18 protein-coding genes are annotated in these 17,716 nt (G+C 66.3%); 10 read left to right on the top strand and 8 right to left on the bottom strand.

The window, feature by feature from the left end; genetic code table 11:
• Positions 1–174: 174 nt before the first annotated feature.
• The 6 genes from ABEA43_RS65705 to ABEA43_RS65680 all read right to left on the bottom strand — a co-directional run bounded on the left by ABEA43_RS65705 (position 175) and on the right by ABEA43_RS65680 (position 5,961).
• Positions 175–1,209 (bottom strand): serine hydrolase domain-containing protein, encoded by a 1,035-nt coding sequence (locus ABEA43_RS65705; protein ID WP_345580407.1) that lies wholly within the window; start codon positions 1,207–1,209, stop codon positions 175–177.
• An 82-nt stretch (positions 1,210–1,291) separates the two neighbouring features.
• A complete protein-coding gene (locus tag ABEA43_RS65700; protein WP_345580404.1) occupies positions 1,292–2,374 on the bottom strand; it encodes a glycosyltransferase family 4 protein in 1,083 nt (360 codons plus the stop codon).
• Positions 2,371–2,913, bottom strand: coding sequence for a dCTP deaminase (locus tag ABEA43_RS65695; RefSeq protein WP_345580401.1), 543 nt, complete (start codon positions 2,911–2,913; stop codon positions 2,371–2,373). The genes ABEA43_RS65700 and ABEA43_RS65695 overlap by 4 nt, the downstream gene beginning before the upstream one ends.
• Positions 2,910–3,443: a dCTP deaminase gene (gene dcd / locus ABEA43_RS65690; RefSeq protein ID WP_345580398.1), complete on the bottom strand. Its 534-nt coding sequence runs from the start codon at positions 3,441–3,443 to the stop codon at positions 2,910–2,912. The genes ABEA43_RS65695 and dcd overlap by 4 nt, the downstream gene beginning before the upstream one ends.
• Complete coding sequence (locus ABEA43_RS65685; RefSeq protein WP_345580395.1) at positions 3,440–4,648, bottom strand: metallophosphoesterase; 1,209 nt, start codon at positions 4,646–4,648, stop codon at positions 3,440–3,442. The genes dcd and ABEA43_RS65685 overlap by 4 nt, the downstream gene beginning before the upstream one ends.
• Positions 4,645–5,961: a hypothetical protein gene (locus ABEA43_RS65680; RefSeq protein ID WP_345580392.1), complete on the bottom strand. Its 1,317-nt coding sequence runs from the start codon at positions 5,959–5,961 to the stop codon at positions 4,645–4,647. Before ABEA43_RS65680 ends, ABEA43_RS65685 begins: the two co-directional genes overlap by 4 nt.
• 128 nt (positions 5,962–6,089) lie before the next feature.
• Between ABEA43_RS65680 and ABEA43_RS65675 the strand changes: the two genes are divergently transcribed.
• From ABEA43_RS65675 to ABEA43_RS65630, 10 genes are all read left to right on the top strand, one after another.
• Positions 6,090–7,382 carry an NsdA family TPR-like regulatory protein gene (locus tag ABEA43_RS65675; RefSeq protein ID WP_345580389.1) on the top strand — a complete coding sequence of 431 codons (1,293 nt, stop codon included), beginning with the start codon at positions 6,090–6,092 and terminating at the stop codon, positions 7,380–7,382.
• A gap of 59 nt (positions 7,383–7,441) precedes the next feature.
• Positions 7,442–8,002, top strand: coding sequence for a 2'-5' RNA ligase family protein (locus tag ABEA43_RS65670; RefSeq protein WP_345580386.1), 561 nt, complete (start codon positions 7,442–7,444; stop codon positions 8,000–8,002).
• A gap of 989 nt (positions 8,003–8,991) precedes the next feature.
• Positions 8,992–9,744, top strand: a complete 753-nt coding sequence (locus ABEA43_RS65665) for a hypothetical protein (RefSeq protein ID WP_345580383.1) — start codon at positions 8,992–8,994, stop codon at positions 9,742–9,744.
• A 285-nt stretch (positions 9,745–10,029) separates the two neighbouring features.
• On the top strand, positions 10,030–10,347 hold the full coding sequence (locus ABEA43_RS65660; protein ID WP_345580380.1) for a hypothetical protein: 318 nt from the start codon (positions 10,030–10,032) through the stop codon (positions 10,345–10,347).
• A gap of 40 nt (positions 10,348–10,387) precedes the next feature.
• Positions 10,388–10,759: a hypothetical protein gene (locus ABEA43_RS65655; RefSeq protein WP_345580377.1), complete on the top strand. Its 372-nt coding sequence runs from the start codon at positions 10,388–10,390 to the stop codon at positions 10,757–10,759.
• Between the two features lie 138 nt (positions 10,760–10,897).
• The gene (locus tag ABEA43_RS65650; RefSeq protein WP_345580374.1) at positions 10,898–11,059 is read left to right on the top strand and encodes a DUF8033 domain-containing protein; all 162 of its coding nucleotides are present in this window, start codon (positions 10,898–10,900) and stop codon (positions 11,057–11,059) included.
• Positions 11,060–11,210: 151 nt separating this feature from the next.
• Positions 11,211–12,254 carry a DUF4192 domain-containing protein gene (locus ABEA43_RS65645; RefSeq protein ID WP_345580371.1) on the top strand — a complete coding sequence of 348 codons (1,044 nt, stop codon included), beginning with the start codon at positions 11,211–11,213 and terminating at the stop codon, positions 12,252–12,254.
• A gap of 6 nt (positions 12,255–12,260) precedes the next feature.
• Positions 12,261–13,718: a YifB family Mg chelatase-like AAA ATPase gene (locus ABEA43_RS65640; RefSeq protein WP_345580368.1), complete on the top strand. Its 1,458-nt coding sequence runs from the start codon at positions 12,261–12,263 to the stop codon at positions 13,716–13,718.
• An 81-nt stretch (positions 13,719–13,799) separates the two neighbouring features.
• Entirely contained in the window at positions 13,800–14,837 is a 1,038-nt protein-coding gene (locus tag ABEA43_RS65635; RefSeq protein ID WP_345580364.1) for a DUF932 domain-containing protein, read from the top strand.
• Positions 14,838–14,926: 89 nt separating this feature from the next.
• A complete protein-coding gene (locus ABEA43_RS65630) occupies positions 14,927–15,406 on the top strand; it encodes a hypothetical protein (protein ID WP_345580361.1) in 480 nt (159 codons plus the stop codon).
• A 129-nt stretch (positions 15,407–15,535) separates the two neighbouring features.
• Here ABEA43_RS65630 and ABEA43_RS65625 read toward each other — a convergent pair whose 3' ends face one another.
• Together ABEA43_RS65625 and ABEA43_RS65620 are read right to left on the bottom strand one after the other, a co-directional pair.
• Positions 15,536–16,822, bottom strand: a complete 1,287-nt coding sequence (locus tag ABEA43_RS65625) for a C40 family peptidase (protein WP_345580358.1) — start codon at positions 16,820–16,822, stop codon at positions 15,536–15,538.
• On the bottom strand, positions 16,819–17,712 hold the full coding sequence (locus tag ABEA43_RS65620) for a replication-relaxation family protein (protein WP_345580355.1): 894 nt from the start codon (positions 17,710–17,712) through the stop codon (positions 16,819–16,821). The genes ABEA43_RS65625 and ABEA43_RS65620 overlap by 4 nt, the downstream gene beginning before the upstream one ends.
• Positions 17,713–17,716: the final 4 nt, after the last annotated feature.

The raw sequence follows: 17,716 nt of genomic DNA, 5'->3' as shown, positions 1-17,716 counted from the left end.
ACGGTAAGCGGCACGGGTGTGCCTTCCCGACCGACGTTGGCGCGTCGGCCTATCTCGAAACCATGATCAGATGATTCGGGAAGGTACACCCTTCCCGTCAGATCCACAGGTTTCGATCATTGCTCGATGGAGAAGCGCCTGAGTGCTGTCCTTCGCGGTTGAGGCCCGATTTTTCTACGCGAACGCGAGGGCGCAGAATGCGTTGCGGATCTCCGTGAGTGGTTGGCGGTCACGGCCGTAGTACAGCTTGTTGGTCAGGAGGATCGCCCAGCGGCCTTGCTTGAGTGAGATCCATATGCCGGTTCCAGTGAAGCCGTAGTGCACGTAGACGCAGTCCGTTGGGTCGGTGCCGGGCGCGGGGTGCCAGAAGAGGCCGCGCGCTGGTTGGAGGTGGCCGGTTTGGATTTGGAGAGATTCTTGGACCCATGCGGCGCTGATCCCCGTGCCGATGGTGGGTTGGAGGATGTGCCGCAGGAAAGCAGCCAGGTCAGGCATGGTGGAGAAAACTCCGGCGATGCCGCATACGCCGCCGAGCAGGCGGGCGGAGAAGTCGTGGGCGGTGCCCTTGAGATGCCAGCCGGTCTCGTCGTCGTGTTCGGTGGGGGCGCAGCGGTCGAGGAGTTCGGCGGGAAGCGGGCCGAAGCGGGTGTCGGTCATGCCAATGGGCTGCCACATGCAGCTCTGGGCAAGCTGATCGAGTGGGGTGCCGGTGAGGTGTTCGGCGAGGAAACCGAGGATAAGGGCGGCGCGGTCGGTGTATTCGACGGCTTGGCCTGGTGGGCGATGCAGGGCCTCGTGCAGAACGCCCATCCGGATGTGGTGCGGGTCGGTGCCGTAGAGGCTCTTGAGGTTGGCTCGTAGCGGGACGCCTGCGGTGTGGGTGAGGAGCTGGCGTACGGTCACGGGGGCCAACGGATAGCCGGCCAGGTCGGGAATGAGCGCGGCGAGCGGGTCGTCCAGGCTCAGGCGTTGCTGCTGCCAGAGCAGGCCGATGGCGGACCACACAGCGGTGATCTTGGTGAGACTGGCGATGTCGAAGACGGTGTCGCGGGTCGTGGGATGCGCAGGGTCGTGGGGATCGAGCAGCCCGGAGGAGCCGGAGTGGGAGATGCCGTCGGCGTTGCCGGTGGCCCAGACAGCGCCGGGGTAGATCTGCTGCTGAATGCCCTGGCGAAGCAGATGCTCGATGCGGTCTGGGGCGGACGTCATGGGGTCCCTTTCGGTGAGGTGGCTGCGATTGCCAGCGTAATTAGGGCTGGTGGGCGTGGGTGGTGAATGGCGCGGCCCGGTGTCAAGTAATGCGGTGGCCGAGAGCGGTGAGCGCAGTGGCGGTGGTTGTGATGGGGAAGCGGTGAGCGTTGGCGTAGCCGGCCCTGCGAAGGTCGGTCCGGGTGCTGGGGTCCTTTTGCAGGGTCTGCAAGGTGGCGGTGAGGGCGTGGGGGTCGGTGAAGTCCACCTGGAGCGCGGTGTCGCCGAGCACATCGATGAGGCCGGGGACGGGCTGGTAGAGGACGGGCAGGGAGCAGGCTTGGGCTTCAACGGCGACCAGGCCGAAGGCTTCCAGCGTGGTGGAGGGCAAGGCGAGCACATCGTGGTCGCCGAAGACGTTCCACAGGTGGTGGCGGTCGAGCCAGCCCAGGTAGCGGTGGCGGCAGCCGATGTTGTGGAGGCGCGGCGCGAATGCGGCGTACTCATGAGCTGGGGCGGCGATGCTCAGCGTCACGTTCCGGGTTTTCGCGCAGGCGGTGGCGAGGGCTGCCACGCCCTTCTCGGCGGTGAGCCTGCCGGCGTAGAGCAGTTTGAGAGGGCGGTCGTCGTGCGGCGCGAAGGTGAGAGGGCGGTCCAGAAGGCGGTCGGGGATGCCCCAGGGGATGTGTTCGATCTTGGCGCCTTTCAGGTCGGGCGTGAGGTGGAGGAGCCGGTCGGCCATCGCGGGGGTGGGGACCACGATGGCGGTGGCGCGGTGGGTGCTTTGGTGGAGGACGCGGCGTTGGGTGGTGTTGGAGCCGGCGATCAGTAGGTCGGTGCCGTGGACGAGGGCGATGCTCGGGTGCTGGGGGAGGGCGTGCAGCAGTGCGGGCGTGGCTCCGAAGGCCAGGTGCTGAAGATGGATGAGGGGTATGTCGCGAGGGATGAGGAGAGTGGTCAGTTCGGTGCTCAGGGCATGGACGTAGGTCCAGAAGCGGTGTCCGGTCAGGCATTTGCCGCGGGTCCTGAGGGTCTCGACCGGAGGCTTCGGCGGGTGGTCGCTGTGGAGCATGAAGAGGCGGGCTGGGATCAACGGATCGGCGCCGCCGTACAGGTCGTGCAGGAGCTCCACGCTGCCGCCGGGGCTGCCCGCAGGCAGGTCCAGAGCGGTGACGATCGGGTTCATAGCCGACCTCTGTCGCTGAGAAGTTCCAGGTAAAGCCGGGAGATGTCGATGCCGGTGCTGGCGGCGTATTTACGGCCGTGGTGCTGGTAGCTGGCGGTGGCGCCGAAGGTGTGCAGGAAGACGAGCTTGCCGAAGGTCATCCCGGGATAGACGCGTACGGGGCGGGCCACGCGGATCTCCAACGTCCAGGGGATGGCGTGTCCGGTGTGGCCGAGCGGCGCGGAGACATGGACCCAAATGCCCAGGGCACCGGTGGTGCGGTCGCCGTTGAGGAGTTGGGCGTAGCGCTCGGAGCAGGTGCGTTCGTGGGTGACGCCGAGATACAGAGTTCCCGGTGCGAGAGTCATGCCGGTGGCGGGGATGCTGGTCTCAGTAAAGGGGGCGGGGTAGGCGGCGTCCAAGACGTCGTCACACGTTCTGATGCGGTCGCCCAGCCTCCAGTCATAGGCGTTGGGGGACAGCCGGCGGGGATCAAAGGGATCGATGATGATGTCGCCGCGCGCGACGGCAGCGGCGATGGCCGGGCCGGTAAGGATCACGGCGTGCCTGCCTTGATTGGGTCGCGCCAATACTGCGAAGGTTGCGGGCCGGTGGAGGCCTGGTATTTGCCGCGGTAGAGCTCGACGCTGCCAGTCGCGACGAAGAACATGATCTGGCCGATCTTCATGCCGGGGTAGACCCGTAGCGGGCGGACGGGGGAGAGCATGAGGGTCCACTGGCCGTGGAAGCCGAGGTCGCCGATCGGCGCGGTGATCTCGACGAACAGGCCGAGCCGGCCGACGGAGGATCGGCCGAACAGCAGCGGGACGAAGGTATCGGACCCGGCTTCTTCCATGGTGTGGCCCAGATAGAGCTCGTCGGGTCGCAGAACATACCCCTCGCGGTCGATCATGACAGCGTGGGTGGGGTTGTGCCGGTGCGCGTCGATGACCGGATCGGTGTAGGTCAGCAGGGTCGAACCAAGGCGGACGTTGTAGCTGTTGGGGTTGACCTGTTCTGCGTTGAAGGGGCAGATCCGGATGCGTCCGTCATTGGCGGCAGCGCTGATCTCGGGGCCGGTGAGGATCACGGCTTGTCTCCCTTCTGCTCGATCAGGACGTCTTGTACGGCGTGGGCAAGCGGTAGCCGAGGGCCGCTCCAGCGCCCGCCCAGGTAGTTGTCGGCCAGGTATTCCGTGGTGAGCGCCTGCCGTAGCTGTCCTCTGCCACTCTGGCCGGGGACGACGATGAGCGGTCCTGCCTGTGCGGTGAGGGCGTCGAGGTCGTGGTCGGCCGGCATTTCGGTGTGGACGAGCTGGTTCGCGAACGGTTCGATGGCCAGCAGATCCCCTTGGCGCAGGACGGCGCCAAGGGGGGCGGAACGCAGGCAGGTTTCGTTGAGCACGACGGCCTCCGGCTTGAGGCGAGCGTGAAGCCGTCTCGCGACCAGCGTCAGGATCTCGCGGCGATCGGGAAGCGTGTCCTGGAATGGTTCAGCGAGCGGGCCGATGGGTCTGGCGAGGTGTTCGCGAGTGGCCTCGATCTGCGACTGCAAGCCCGCCATTGGCTCGATGACAGGCATCGTGTCGGCGAAACGTCGAGTATGCGCCGTCCACCGTCGGGCCTTTGGCACGGCTTCGGCGTAGCCTGCGCCCAGCTCTGGCCCCTTGACCACCAGGGTGTCACCCACCCGTACGGGTCCATAGCGCTCGCTGTGGCAGTGACCGGAAAAGATCACCGAGATGAACGGACAGGCCGCGGCAAGGGCGAGGTCGTGGTCGAAGCCGGAATGACTGAGCACGATCCAGTCATGGACCATGCCGCGGTGGCGGTGTCTCAGTTCGAGCAGCGCCGGGCCGGGGGAGACGACGCGGTGCCCGGCGCGTTCGGTGCTCGGGATGGCGTTGAACGCCTGCTCGCCGAGCACTGCCGTGACGCCCACGCGCCGGCCACCGATCCGTACGACGTGGACGGGCCGGAACAGCAGCTCACCTGTGGCTGCGTCGGTCGCGTTGGCACAGACTGTCAGGGCCCGCAGGTCGGGGGTGAAGTGGTGCCGCCAGCCGTGGTTGCCCGGCGCGATGATGTCGTACATCAAGACCAGGGCCTGCCGTTCGAGGTGCCCGTCACCGAGCAGGTAGTAGCCGCTGCCTTCGAAGAAGTCGCCGCAGTCCACGATCAGCGCACGCTCACGAGCCGCGTGCAGATGCGCGAGCATCGGGCCGGACCGATCGAAACTGGAATGGACGTCGGTGGTGGCCACGATGCGTTCGAGCACGCGGTGCCCGCTGCTCATGCGGCGTCCTCGGTGATGTCCGCGCCGAGTTGGCGCAGCTTGTTCGGCAGGTTCGCGTAGCCACGGCGCAGCTGCGTCATGCCCGTCACGGTGGTGACACCTTCGGCGGTCAGCCCTGCGACGATGAGGGTGGAACCACTGCGAATGTCGTTGGCCGTCACCCGGGCGCCGACGAGGCGTTGTGGACCGGAGAAGCGGCATTGCGTTGCGGACAGTTGTTCGATGACGGCTCCGAGCCGGGCGAGCTGCGGGATCAGGTTGCCGTGCCGGCCCGGATTGATGGCGTCGGCGAACAGATGCACCCCAGGCATCCCGAGCGCCAAAGCCATCAGCGACGGCTCGAAATCGGCGTCCAGGCCGCCTGGAGACAGCGACGCGATCGCCCGCAGCGGCTGTCCGGTCAGCTGAGTATCGATGGCCTGCACCGTCACGGTCTCGGCTCCGGCATGCGCCGGAATCCCGAGCCAGGCGAACGCCTCCACCACGGGCAGCACATCCATTGCCCGTACGCCCTTGATCGACGCGCATCCCCGGCTGACCGCCACCGCACACGCCAAAGTGACGGCCTCGACCTTGTCTCCCGGGACCTCCCAGGTGAGCGAGCCGTCCTCACTGTCAAAGGGTGGCGCCAGGATGATCGTGTCCCCATCCCCGCGAGCCTCCCAACCGGCCTCACGCAAGAACGCGAGGATCTCGATCACCTCTGGGGAGAGGTTCGGCTGCAACAAGGTCAACCAGCAATGGTCGATCACCGCCCGCAGGACAGCCGCCACAGTGGCGCCTCGCGAGCGGAACGGGAGCGTGATCTCCTTCGCCCGCGTCCTGGTGACCGCTCTGCGCACCTGATATCCGTCGCTGTCCAGCAGCACCCGGTCCCCGAATGCCTCGTAGACGCGGAAATGCAGGTCCATGCCTCGTTCGCCCACGGGACAGCCGCCGGGCCAAGGCAGGCGCGCCTGCCCGCAAGCGGCCAGCAGCGCCGGCACCAGGTAGTACGAGGCGCGGATCCTCGCCGCGTCAGGCAGCTCTGGCGGCGTTCTGGCGCCGGAGACCGGCTGGATCACGACCTCCTCGGGATTGGTGACCGACCGAGCGATGCTGTAGCCGCACTGCTGCAGCAGGCCGAGCATGGTCCGTACGTCCTGGCACTGCGGGACGTTGCCCAAGTGCGTGAGCCGTCCCATCGCCGCTGCCGCCGCGAGCAGCGGAAGCGCGGCATTCTTCGACCCATCGACGCGGACCGCGCCGACGAGCGGCTCTCCAGGACGAATCGCTATCACTTCGGCGGCGGACACTGCCGAGGACCTGGTCATCTGTGACCCCTTTCGAGGCGAGGCCGTACCAGCCGAGCAGGCAGGCCGGGGAATGCTGATGACTCTCAGTAGATGACCTACATCGGAGCGTTGTCAGGAGGACAATGGGAGGCACCCGCGGACACGACATGTCCGCCGTCCTGTCCGAGAAAAGAGACCACGCGATGTCACCCCCCGACATCCCGCTGTGGGCCGTACGGCTGCGCACCGAGCGAGAAGCCAGGCTCTGGGACATCCCCGACATGATGCGCGAGCTACATCGCCTCGCCGCGGATCTGCCGGACAGCGCCACACTCATCCGGATGATCAGAAAATGGGAGGCAGGGCAGCATCTGCCGGGCCCGCGCTATCAGCTTCTGTACTCCCGAGCCTTCGGTACTTCCCGCGACCGGCTCTTCGCCCAAGGACCGCTACCGGCCCTCGCAGCTTCGGCCACGATGTCCGCCGGCGAGGTAACCCGCTTCGGTGCCTGGGCTGAAGCATCAGACGCCGGCCCAGCCACCCTCGCGTACTACGCCAGCGCCGTGACACGCCTGGCTCGCGACTACCTCGACCAGCCGCCCGCCCCGCTCTTGTGCGCGGCCGTCGAGCTGGCCAGAGACCTGTTCGCCCTCCTTCAAGACGGCCATCAGAGACTGGATCAACGTCGCCAGCTGTACGCCACAGCCGCCAACCTGTGCGCCTTCATCGCCTGGGTCACCGGCGACGTCGGCCGCGTCCGCGACGCGGAGGCGCACGCCCGAACCGCTGTGGTCCTGGCCGACCAAGCCGACATCCCGGCTACCAGGGCGCTGGCGTTCAGCGTCCAGTCCAAAACAGCCTTCTGGGATCGCCATCAGCGCCAAGCCGCCGCGCTCGCCCGCCAAGGCTTCGAGTGCTCGCCCAACGACACCATGAAGGTCTTCCTCGCCCTGCAGGAGGCCGACGCCTGGCAAGAGCTCGGCGACATCCCCCACGCGCTGCGGGCGCTCCGTGATGCCGAACGCGCCCGCGCTGCCATTACCCAGCCCGACGAACTCGGCGGCCTCTTCTCCTGCGGCATGGCCCGCCAATCCAACTACACGATGACGGTCCACCTTCGCGCCGCCGACGCCGGCCAAGCTGTCGCCGCCGCCGAGCAGGCGCTCGACGCCTACCGGCAAGGAGAAGAACAGGCGTACGGCACGTGGGCGCAGATTCATATCGGCCTGGCTCACGCCCACCTCATCGCCCGCGAGTTCGAAGCCGCTCAGGCCGCGCTGATTCCCGTGCTCGACGAACCGGCTGAACGGCGCCTGGTTCCCGTTGTCACCCGCGTCCTTGAGATCGGCGATCTTCTGGCTCAAAGTCGGTATCGAAGAGATCCATACGCGCGAAGCCTTCGAGAGCAGATCGACAACTACCGCGTAGCAGGACAGTCGACGGAAAGGCGAGACACGTGACAGAGGCCCGGATGCGTGACCACTGGTGGTGGCGGCCCGGATGGCGAGTCGGTCGCCGCATGTACACCTTCCACGCCACCTTCCAGGATCAGCCCGCCCTGCACCGCCTGGTCGCTGCCTATCAGGCGCCACTGTCCGCCCTCGACGGCCTGGATCTGATCCCGTACAAGTGGCTGCATCTGACCATGCAGGGCATCGGCTTCACCGATGAAGTCAGCGACGCGGACATCACCGCCATCGCCGAAGCCGCCATGGCCAGGCTGGCGTCTGTCGGTCCGGTCCGGCTCACCTTCGCTCGCCCGGTCACGGACCCGGAAGCGCTGCAGTTCCATGTCCAGCCCGCTGAGCAAATCCGGAGGGTACGGCATGCCGTAAGGCAGGCGATCGGTGACGTCTGGGGCCCAGAACGAGTCCCTGACTCCGAAGATTGGACACCGCATGTGAGCATCGCCTACAGCCACTCAGACGGCCACATCGAACCGTATGCCAAAGCTCTCGAGGCTGTGCAGGCCGAACCTGTCACCCTTGCCGTCGGCAACATCCAACTCATCGTCCTCGACCGCGACGAACGCGTCTATCGCTGGACGACCAGAGCAACCATTCCACTCTCTGGAGCATAGGGAGACGCGAAAGGTCTTGAGCAGGGACGCGCCTCGCTTTGATAGCGAGGCGCGTTGTCGTGATTTGCGGTGATGCTACAGCTTGCGGGCGCAAGTCACAGGCACATAGCCGCTCTTGGGCGTGCCGGCATTAACCAAGTACCAGTCGTAGTGCGTCGCACCGCATTTTCTGTAGCGCTTCCCGCGTCCGATGACCTTCCAGCAGCTCTCTAGAACGTCGCCTGCCCTGACGAAAGCGACAATAGGTGCCTTTGATGTGGCCTCGTTGCGGATCGCTACTTTATCGCCGGTAATCTCTATCTTCGTTGCACAGTTGGTAGAGGTTTTCGCGAAGTGCTGTGGCTGTGTATGGGCATGCGCTGGGGAGGGGGCCGGAGCGACGGCCAAAAGGACAGATGCCGACGCCAGGACCAGGATGCGGTGCATTGGTGACCCTTTCTCTTTCTGAGGAGTAAAGGGTCCAGCGTGAACCGTCCGCTGGCATAGGAAGTGAACGTGGGGATGGAATGTGCGGCATGGTGCCGGCAGGCCCCCCATCAGGCTACCCGATAGCCATGCGAGCACCCCTTCGGATTAAATCGAAGGGTCTGCGGCCGAATCGTCCGAGGTCAAAGGTGTGGCGGGCGCTCGGAGCGAGCCCCGACTCATGGAGCGGCAGTCCCCATAGAAGCGTCGGCTGGTTCGCTGACATCTCCTTCTGGTTGTCCGTCAAGAATATTTCCTTCTTTATTATTATCATCACCATTGTCTTATGGATTAATTTAGTTTGAGTTTTTGGGTGATTGCCTCTCGCTCGATGGATTTCCCTTTTCCTTTATTGGCCGGGCTTATTGATTTGATCTACATTTTGAGATTTAATTGAATTGGTCAAAAGGTGAGGTGTTCCGATAGCCGGAACGCGAGCAGATCGGAGAGCGGTCATGGCGAAGAGCGCGATGGCAAAGGGTGTCCCGTCCAGCATTCCCGGCGGGAGTCTCATGCCGGTGGACATGGCGCGTATCACCCCGGAGGACTGGGCGGAAGTTCGCAAGCTCGCCCGCGGATACTGCCGCACGGTCGACGCCACGCGATCCCGTAAGCGCATGGACGGAAGCGCCACGATCGTCAAGGGCGGTCACGCCCCCTACGGCACCGATGATGTATCCGACGACGTCACCCAGGACGCCGTTCTCCTCTTCGCCCAACGGCTTCGTGACGTGCTCGGGAAGTTTCAGCAGGCTCCCGAGAGCGGCGCAACCCGCGAAACTCAGGCGTGGACCTACGTGCGCCGGGACGGCGCGGAGATGACCATCACGCGGACGACGCTTCAGCGGTGGGCGGTCCGGGACGCCGCTGCCCGCAACGGCTACCGCGTGGACGTGCCGCCGTCCGAGACGGACGCGACGCCAGGGGCGCAGCTCATTCGCGGACTTCCGCACGCGGAGAACGTGACCCGTGCGGCCGTGGCGTTCTCCGCCGCTCAGCACAGCACCGAGATCTTCCGTCAGGCGTTCGGGAGTGGGGAGGAGTTCCCTGTCCTGCGGGAGATCATCTCCAAGGCTGAGCAGGCGGACGACCTCGGGCGGGCTGGAATCCTGGCCACGGTCGCTCAGGAGCGGGAAGGCGGGGCGTACGGCTCCCGCCGAGCCGTCATCCGTGTTCGCGATGCCGCCCGCGCGGAGTTCCGGGAGCTCTCGGGTCGCCTCGACGGCGCGCGCGACACGATGGTGTACGCCGCGGGCGAGCCTGCTTCGGATGACTGAATAAACCGCGCATAGGGCTCCAGAGTTCGACTCTGGGGCCCTTTTTCTTTGCCGAAGAACTTCAAAAGAGCGGACGGTTGGACCGAGTCGGAGACCGTATTTAAGTGAGAGACAAAGATGTCGGACACAGAAAGGAAGCTGCTGGTCTCACGCGTTCTTCACTTCAAATGAACATGAATCCTGCCGGACGTTTGGGCATAGCTCGCCACCGTATTTAAGTGAGGTCGAGATCGGCCGCCGGAAATACGGCAGGTTGCGCCCGTACCACCCCAAGGAGGTTTTTACATGGGCACTGACCCTGCCGGGGAGATGCTCATTGTGGTGCTGTGTCCGCGGCTCGCGCCCGTAGCGCACGGACCCACTTGTTCCTTTCGGCACCTGTTCCTCTCGCCCGCACCCGATCGAGCGGGGGACTGGAGCGGCACGGTGACCAGCCTCGATGAGGTTCGCCAGCGTTTCCCCGGAGTGCTGTTCCATGCGTGCCTGCGGGACGCGCTGCACTACGGCATCCGCGTGGCCAACTCGATCACGCTGGGCCTGGAGCCGCCGCCCGCCGAGGACGAACGCCGACCGCGAGGAGAACACCCCTATGGCCGTTCTTGACGGCATAGTCCTTCCCCCACGATGGAGAATCACCCCCCGGTTGCTGGCTGGATGGCCGATCGACGAGGGACACCTCCTCGAACTGTGGCCGCACAGCCGTACAGCCGAAGGGCGGTTGCGCTGGCTGTATCGGCTGACCCGCTGCAACCGGACGGTCTTCTCCGCGACCGACATCACCTCACCCGTCGGCACTGTGGTGTCCACCAGCGCGCTGATCAGCTCAGCCACGACGGCGCTGCGCTTCCTGACGTTGCGGCCAGGGGACACCGACGCCGGATACTTCGACGCCTACACCCGCACGCAGATCACCTGGCGAGACCGCTTCGCCGAGGAACTCTCGCTGTATGCGCAGGAGGATGCGTGCGGCTACTGCGGCAGGCAACATTCGTCGCCCGGCTGCGGGGTGGGGTAGAGGCTCATGCCACCTGTCTCCAGCCGTTCACGATTTCCCGGCATTCGGCTGGCTCAACGCGCGCCGTTCACCACACGTGGCGCGCTGGGGGCCGTGTGTCGTCCGCCTTTCGAGACTGGACGACTGCCCGCCGAATGGGTGGAACGCTACCGAGCTGATGAGCCACGCATCGTGTACGTGGTGCTGTCGTACTCCACCCCCATCGCCTGGGTCCGCGATGACGGCAAAGTGATCATCCCCGAAAGCCACTACTCCCTGACTACGACCCGCCATCAGCGGCTGTGCCGCGACTGGCTGTAGAGGGCCACCAGGCGCGGCCGTGCCCGAGCCTGCCGCACGACTTACCCCGGCTCTAGTTCGTCACCTCAGCGCGCCTCGCAGTCCTTCGTGACCGGACGGTGGGGCGTGCTGTTCATGCCCGCTATCACCCCACCTCTGGAGGGATCTCGCCATGACCGAAACCGTCCGTCTGTCGCACCCCGCCGACTACCTCGCGATCGTGCCCTACCTGTTGGGCTTCCACCCCGCCATGAGCCTGATGATCCTCGCATTCCGTGATGGAGCCCTCATCACGGGGATGCGCCACGACCTACCCGGCACCGCACGTGAACACGACGACGTCATCGCCTCCACGGTGGGTGTCCTGGCCCGGAACAAGGCCGACGCCGTCACCGTGATCGGCTATGGGCCGTCCGACCAGGTCACGCAACCGCTGGACAGCCTGAGCGACGCGATCACTGACACCGGAATGGTGGTCCTGCAACTCCTGCGCTGCGAGCACAACCGGTACTGGTCCCAACTGGAGACGAGCCCGGACGACGGTTTCCCGTACGACATCTCGACCACGACGGCGGCCATGGCCGCCGTCGTGGCGGGTCTGTGTCCGCTCCCGGATCGCGCGGCGGTCGCCGCCTGCGTGGCCGCGGTGGACGGTCCGGACCGCCAGGCCGTCCGGGAAGCCACCGGCCCCGCCCGCGAGCGTGCGGAAACCCTGCTGGCCACCGCTTCGCCTCGGTATTGGTACGACGAAGGCCTGCACCAGGTGCACGACGCGTTCGCACGCAGTGCCGATGACGAGCCGATCACGCCGGAGCAACTGGCCTGGCTGGGCGTGCTGCTCACCTCGATCCTGGTGCGCGACGCCGCGATGACCCTGCTGGGCACCTATCCGGAAGAGGCACACATCAAGCTGTGGAGCGAGGTGACCCGCCGGGCTGAACCCGGCTACGTCGCCGCCCCCGCCTTGCTGCTGGCCTTCGCCGCCTACATCAGCGGCGCGGGAACCCTGACCCGCACCGCGCTGGACCGGGCTCTCGCCGACAACCCCACTTACAGCTTCGCCGTCATGCTGGACTACGCCCTCGTCAACGGCCTGCCCGGCTCGATGCTCCACGAGATGCGGATCGGAGAGCTGGCCGAGCAGATCGAGGCCCAGATTGAGCGGTGCCCGCGCGCGGCTCTGCCGCGGCTGCCGATCCAGGCTGAGGAGCGGTGACGAATCATGACCTTCACCGCAACCTCCTCAGCCATCGTGATCGGCCTGACCGGATACGTGATCCGCATCGAGGCCGACCTTTCTCCCGGACTGCCGGGCTTTCACCTGGTCGGCCTGCCGGACTCGACAATCGCCGAAACGCGGGACCGGATCCGGACCGCGATCGTCAACAGCGGCTGGGATTGGCCGCAGGAGCGGATCACGGTGACCGTGCTCCCCGCTGACGTCCCCAAGTACACCTCTGGCCTGGACTTGGCCATCGCGGTGGCCATCCTCGCCGCCGATGGCAAGATCAGCCCCGAGAGGGTGGCGGATACCGCGTTCCTCGGCGAGCTCGGCTTGGACGGCACCGTTCGGCATGTCCGTGGGCTCTCGTGTGCGATCGCCTCCGTGGTCGCCTCCGGCGTCCGCGGCGTCGCCATTCCGGCCGTTGACGCGGATCAGAGCACCCGGTGCGTGACGATCCCGGCCGCATCGCTGGCCGACCTCGTCGCGCATCTCAACCGTGATGCGCCGATCACCGGGACGACTCCACGAGACGAGGAAGCGTCTCCACCGGATCTGGCCGACCTCCGGGGCAACCACGACGCCCGCCTCGCGGTGGAGGTCAGCGCGGCCGGTGGGCATCACCTGCTACTGGTCGGAGATGGCCCCGCCACGATGCTGGCCGAACGTCTGCCAGGAATCCTTCCTGCGCTCGACGAGGCCACAGCCGCGCAGGTCGAAAAGATCTATGCACTGACCGTGACGCAGCGGCGCAGTCGTCGGCCGCCGTTGTGCACGCCCCACTACACCAACACCGTCGCTGCCATCTTCGGCTGCCGCGTCAGCGGCCTTGTGCGGCCAGGAGCCGTCTCCCTCGCCCACGCGGGAGTGCTTTTCCTGGACCAGGCACCGGAATATCCCCGCAGCGTTCTGGACGGGCTCTGCCGTCCTCTGGAAACAGGCGAGATCATCATCGCCGACTGGGACGGCATCATCTGCTTGCCTGCCTCCTTCCAACTCCTCCTCGCCACGCCTCCCTGTCCATGCGCCACCGGCACCTGCCGTTGCCGCCCTGTGGAGCGTCGGCGATACCTCAACCGTCTCAGCTCGCTGGGCACCCGCATCGATATCAGCGCGCCGATCGAGCCGATCACCTGGGACGCGCAACCCGGAGAGTCGAGCCGCACCGTTGCCGACCGCGTGGCTGAGGCCAGGTCCCGCGCCACTCACCGGCTCGGTGGCAGCCCCTGGAAGACCAACGCCCAGATTCCGGCCACAGAACTACGCACCAGCTACCGTCTCAACCCCGAGGCGCTCAAACCGCTGGAAGACCAGCTGTGCTCTGGCGCACTCACCCCCAGGGCGCTGGCGCGCATTCTGCGCGTGACCTGGACTCTGGCGGACCTACGCGCCACCGATCGCCCTACCGGCGATGACGTCCGCGAAGCCTTGCGCCTCTGGAAAGGCACGCCCGCCTAGCTGCAGCCAAACCATGTCCCGGCGGCCGCCAACACCGGCCGCCGGGCACTTCCGCGCGTCCTTTCACCATTGGAGATCATCATGTCCCGTGAAAGCCTGACCTGGCTCAACCAGAACACCCTGATCGGCTTCACCGCCAAGCGCGGCACGGCCTGGCACTACCGCGCCAGCCAGCAGGGAGACGAGCCGAACCACTACTCAGGTCCCATCCCCGTAGCCGACGTCAAGCGGCGGCTGTTCCACTGGGAACCCGTCGAAGGCACTCTGGAGACCAGCTACCTGACCAGCGACGGAGTCACCCGCCTCACCGACCCCAGCGGCAAGACGATCATCCGTCCCGACACCGGCCACATCCTCGGCATCTTCAAGCGAGGGTTCCAAATCCACGAATACAAGCGCTGGCTCGTCGAACACGTCGAGACAATCCTGGACGATGACCTGGCCATCGGCTCTGCTGGCCTGCTCAGGAACGGAGCGGTCGCCTGGGTCCAGGTTGAGCTACCCGACACCTGCACGACCCCCGAGGGCATCGCCTTCCGGCCGTTCCTGTCCGCCGCCACCTCCCTGGACGGCTCCCTCTCCTCGACGTACCAGACCGGCGCGCAGCTGATCGTCTGCGACAACACCCTGTCCGCCGCGCTGGCCTCGAACAACGCCAAACGCGTGAAGATCAAGCACTCCCGCAACAGCCTCGCCCGTGTAGTGGACGTCCGCGACGCCCTCGGCGTCATCCATCGCGCCGCCGACGACTTCGCCGCCGAAGTCAGACAGCTATGCCAGATCGACGTGTCCAACGCACAATGGACCGCCTTCCTCAACCGGCACGCGCCGATCCCCGCCGAGCGGGGGCCGAAGCGCACCAACGCCCTTACCAAGCGCCACGCCCTGACCCGGCTCTGGAACGATGACGAGCGGGTCAGCCCTTGGCAGGGCACTGCCTTCGGCGTCCTTCAGGCCGTCAACACCTTCACCCACCATGACCAGACCGTCCGGGGAGCCGTACGCGCCGAACGCAACATGCACCGCATGGTCAAGGGCGAGATCGACGACCTGGACCTGTCCACCATCCGAACCCTGGAGACAGCCCTCGACCGGCGCATCCTGGCCAGAACCGCCTGAGTCGTACGGGATGCGTGGTGCCTTGACCGGCACCACGCATCCCCCGCGCCATGGCAGGATCGGGGGACTGTCGGCATTCGGAGGACGCGATGAACGACGATACGGCCGCGCTGCTCTTCGACGTGGTCGATCGACTCGAAGGAAGCATCGTCACTCGCGAATGCCCTGCAATCGTCGCGCTCGGAGGCGAGCGTCTGCTCGTGCTGAGCGATTATGACTACCTGCGGGATCCGGAGTCGGCTGCCTCGTTCGAGACGCGCGCCGCTGCCAAGGCCCAAGAGGTCCAGGCCACCAGATGGGTTCTGGCCGTTCCGCAGGTGTGGATGATCACGCCGGACAAGGTCTACAGCCGCGCGGTGTCGAATCACGCCCTGCGCGAAGGTGAGCAAGAGTCGATCACGTGGATGAGCTTCGATCAGAGTGACGGTGTGGACTATGGGCGGGTGCCGTATACACGCCGCCCGAACGGAGAGCCGGTCTTCGACGAGCCGGAGATGTTCGCGGTAGGTGTGCGCCCTGCTGAGCACATGCCGGGTTACACACTTCTCCAAGCGTTTTTGGCACGATAACGAGCTGAAGGGCACCACCAGAGGCAAAGAAACGGGAGGGCCCGACGCACTTGGCGTGGGCCCTCCCGCCGACCTACTCATACCGATTGGTCAAAAGGTGAGAGCGGTCCTATCCAGCGTACGCCGAGGTCATCCAGGGCGTACCGCTCCAGCGAACTCAGCCTCTCGTCCCGCCGTCCACTGCCCGATCTGTACCGTGCTGCCGGTGGTCGGAGCGTGGACGTACCGCTTGCCGTCGATGTTCAGGACCACATGATGGATGGTGGCCGGGTTGTTCGGGTTGGTGGCGAAGAACACCAGATCTCCTGGTCCGAGTTGAGAGCGTTCCACGCGGGCGCCTGTCCGCCATTGCGCCGAGGTGTGGCCGCCGATTCGCACGCCGGCCGCGGCCCAGGCGTATTCGGCCAGGCCTGAGCAGTCGAAGCCTTTGGTTCGAGCCCCGTGGCCGATCCCGTAGCTGGGTCCGGTCGGGCCGCCGCCGCCCCATGAGTAGGGGATGCCGATCATCTTGAGCGCGGCGGAGAGGGCGACCGCGCCGCGGCCGGAGGCTTTGATCGCGGCGAGGGTGGCGGGGTCGAGGACCTGGTCGATCTTCTGGGAGAGCTCCTTACAGAGGCGGCTCGCGCTGGTTTCGACGATCAGCTCGGCCAGTTGCGATCGGTCCCCTCTCGGCTTGGCGTTCTTCAGCGCGCTGGGGAGCGTGCCGGCGTCGAGGGCTTCCTTGACGTCCGCCACGATGACGGCTCGTGTTATTCCGAGCGAGGTCGCCAGCTCGATGCTGTCGCGTACGGCTTTGGCGTCGGCGGGCGATAGTTTCACGGTGCCGCGGGGCTTGGGGCGCTGGGTCAGGGCGGTCACGAGGCGGTCGGCGCGGGCCTCGTGTTTGGCGTACGCGTTGGGGGAGGCTGATCGCTGAATGGCTTGGGCCACGGTGGTGAGGGGCTTGGTGGTCCAGTTGTCGAGCTTGCTCAGACGGGTGAGGAACGCTTCGGCGGCGTAGTAGGGGTTCGTGACCTGAGCGCGTGTGCCCCAGCCGTACTGCGGGTGTTGTTGGAACAGCCCGAAGGCGTGGCCGCGATCGCCCACCGTGCTGTTGTCGAGGGACGATTCCTGCAACGCGGTGGCGATGCCGATGACGGCGGCTCGGCGGGGGAGCGCCAGTTGGTCGGCCGTGTCGATGATGACGCGTGCGTTGGCGGCTTGCTTCCGGGTCAGGCGGAGCTGCTTGAGCGTTGTTTCGAGCTTGGGGGCTGAGGGCTTGGTGGTGTAGGCGCAGACGGCTGAGGAGAGTTGTCCGGGGTCGGCTTGGGCTTTGGCGTAGTTGCCTCCGCCGGCCATCCCGGCGATGACGGCGACGCTGGAGACGAGCCCTCCTCCTGCGGCGATGGCTTTGGCGAGGCCGGCTTCGAGGATCATTCGGCGTCCTCCTCGGCCGGCTCGGGGGCCACCTGAGGGCCGAGGCCGGGCCAGCGCTTGGCCAGTTCCGCCAGCCTGCACCGCGGTGCTTCCAGGTCGGTGGGCAGCCATCGCGCACCGGCGGGGCCGTCGTTCGCCAGGCCGATGACGGTGTCCGCGTGGCCGGTGGCGATCGGGACGAACATGTTGCCGGGATGGTGCTTGAGCTTCTTGCGGAGGTTGGCCTCGCGGCGCTCACCTTGGACCCAGAACAGAAGGGGAGTGACGATCCGGCTGGACTCGGTCAGCTTGACGTAGCCGTCGAGCTTGTGGACCACCCGGTCGAGCGGTTCGGTGCCGGTGTCGTACTCGAGGAAGAACTCGATGCTGTGCTCGCCTTCGGACCAGCGGCCGTACGCGTCGGGACGGGCCATCGAGCCCCATTCGGTAGCGCAGCGGCGCTCGGGCCACCAGGTGGTCAGTTGGGTGTCCGGATAGCGGCGGGCGAAGCCGTACAGGCTGGTGGCGATCCCGTTGGTGCCCACGGTGTGGGCGAGCTGCTGGCTGTAGACGATGCTGAGGACCCGGTCGCGCCGGTAGCCGAAGTCGCTCAGGTCGACTCCTTCCTCGGAGGCGAGCACCGCGGCTGCTGTCTCGCCGATGACGTAGTGGTACGGCGCTGTGCCCATGGCCGGTGGGAGGTTGGGGCGGAACCGTTCGAGGATGCCCATGCGGGTAAGCGCCAGCAGTCGCCTGCGGGCGGCGTCGTCGGTGTCGAAGAACATCTCGCTGACCTGCGGTGAGGTCAGGACGCGGAAGTCGCGCAGCAGGCGGATCAGGTTACGGTCGCGCTCGGTGAGGCGGACTGCCAGTTCGCCGAGCATGCGGGGGGTGTAGCGGACGGTGGACATGATG

The organism is Nonomuraea rosea (genome assembly GCF_039539705.1).
GTDB classification, from domain to species: Bacteria; Actinomycetota; Actinomycetes; order Streptosporangiales; family Streptosporangiaceae; genus Nonomuraea; species Nonomuraea rosea.
This window is presented reverse-complemented; position numbering and strand designations above follow the sequence as displayed.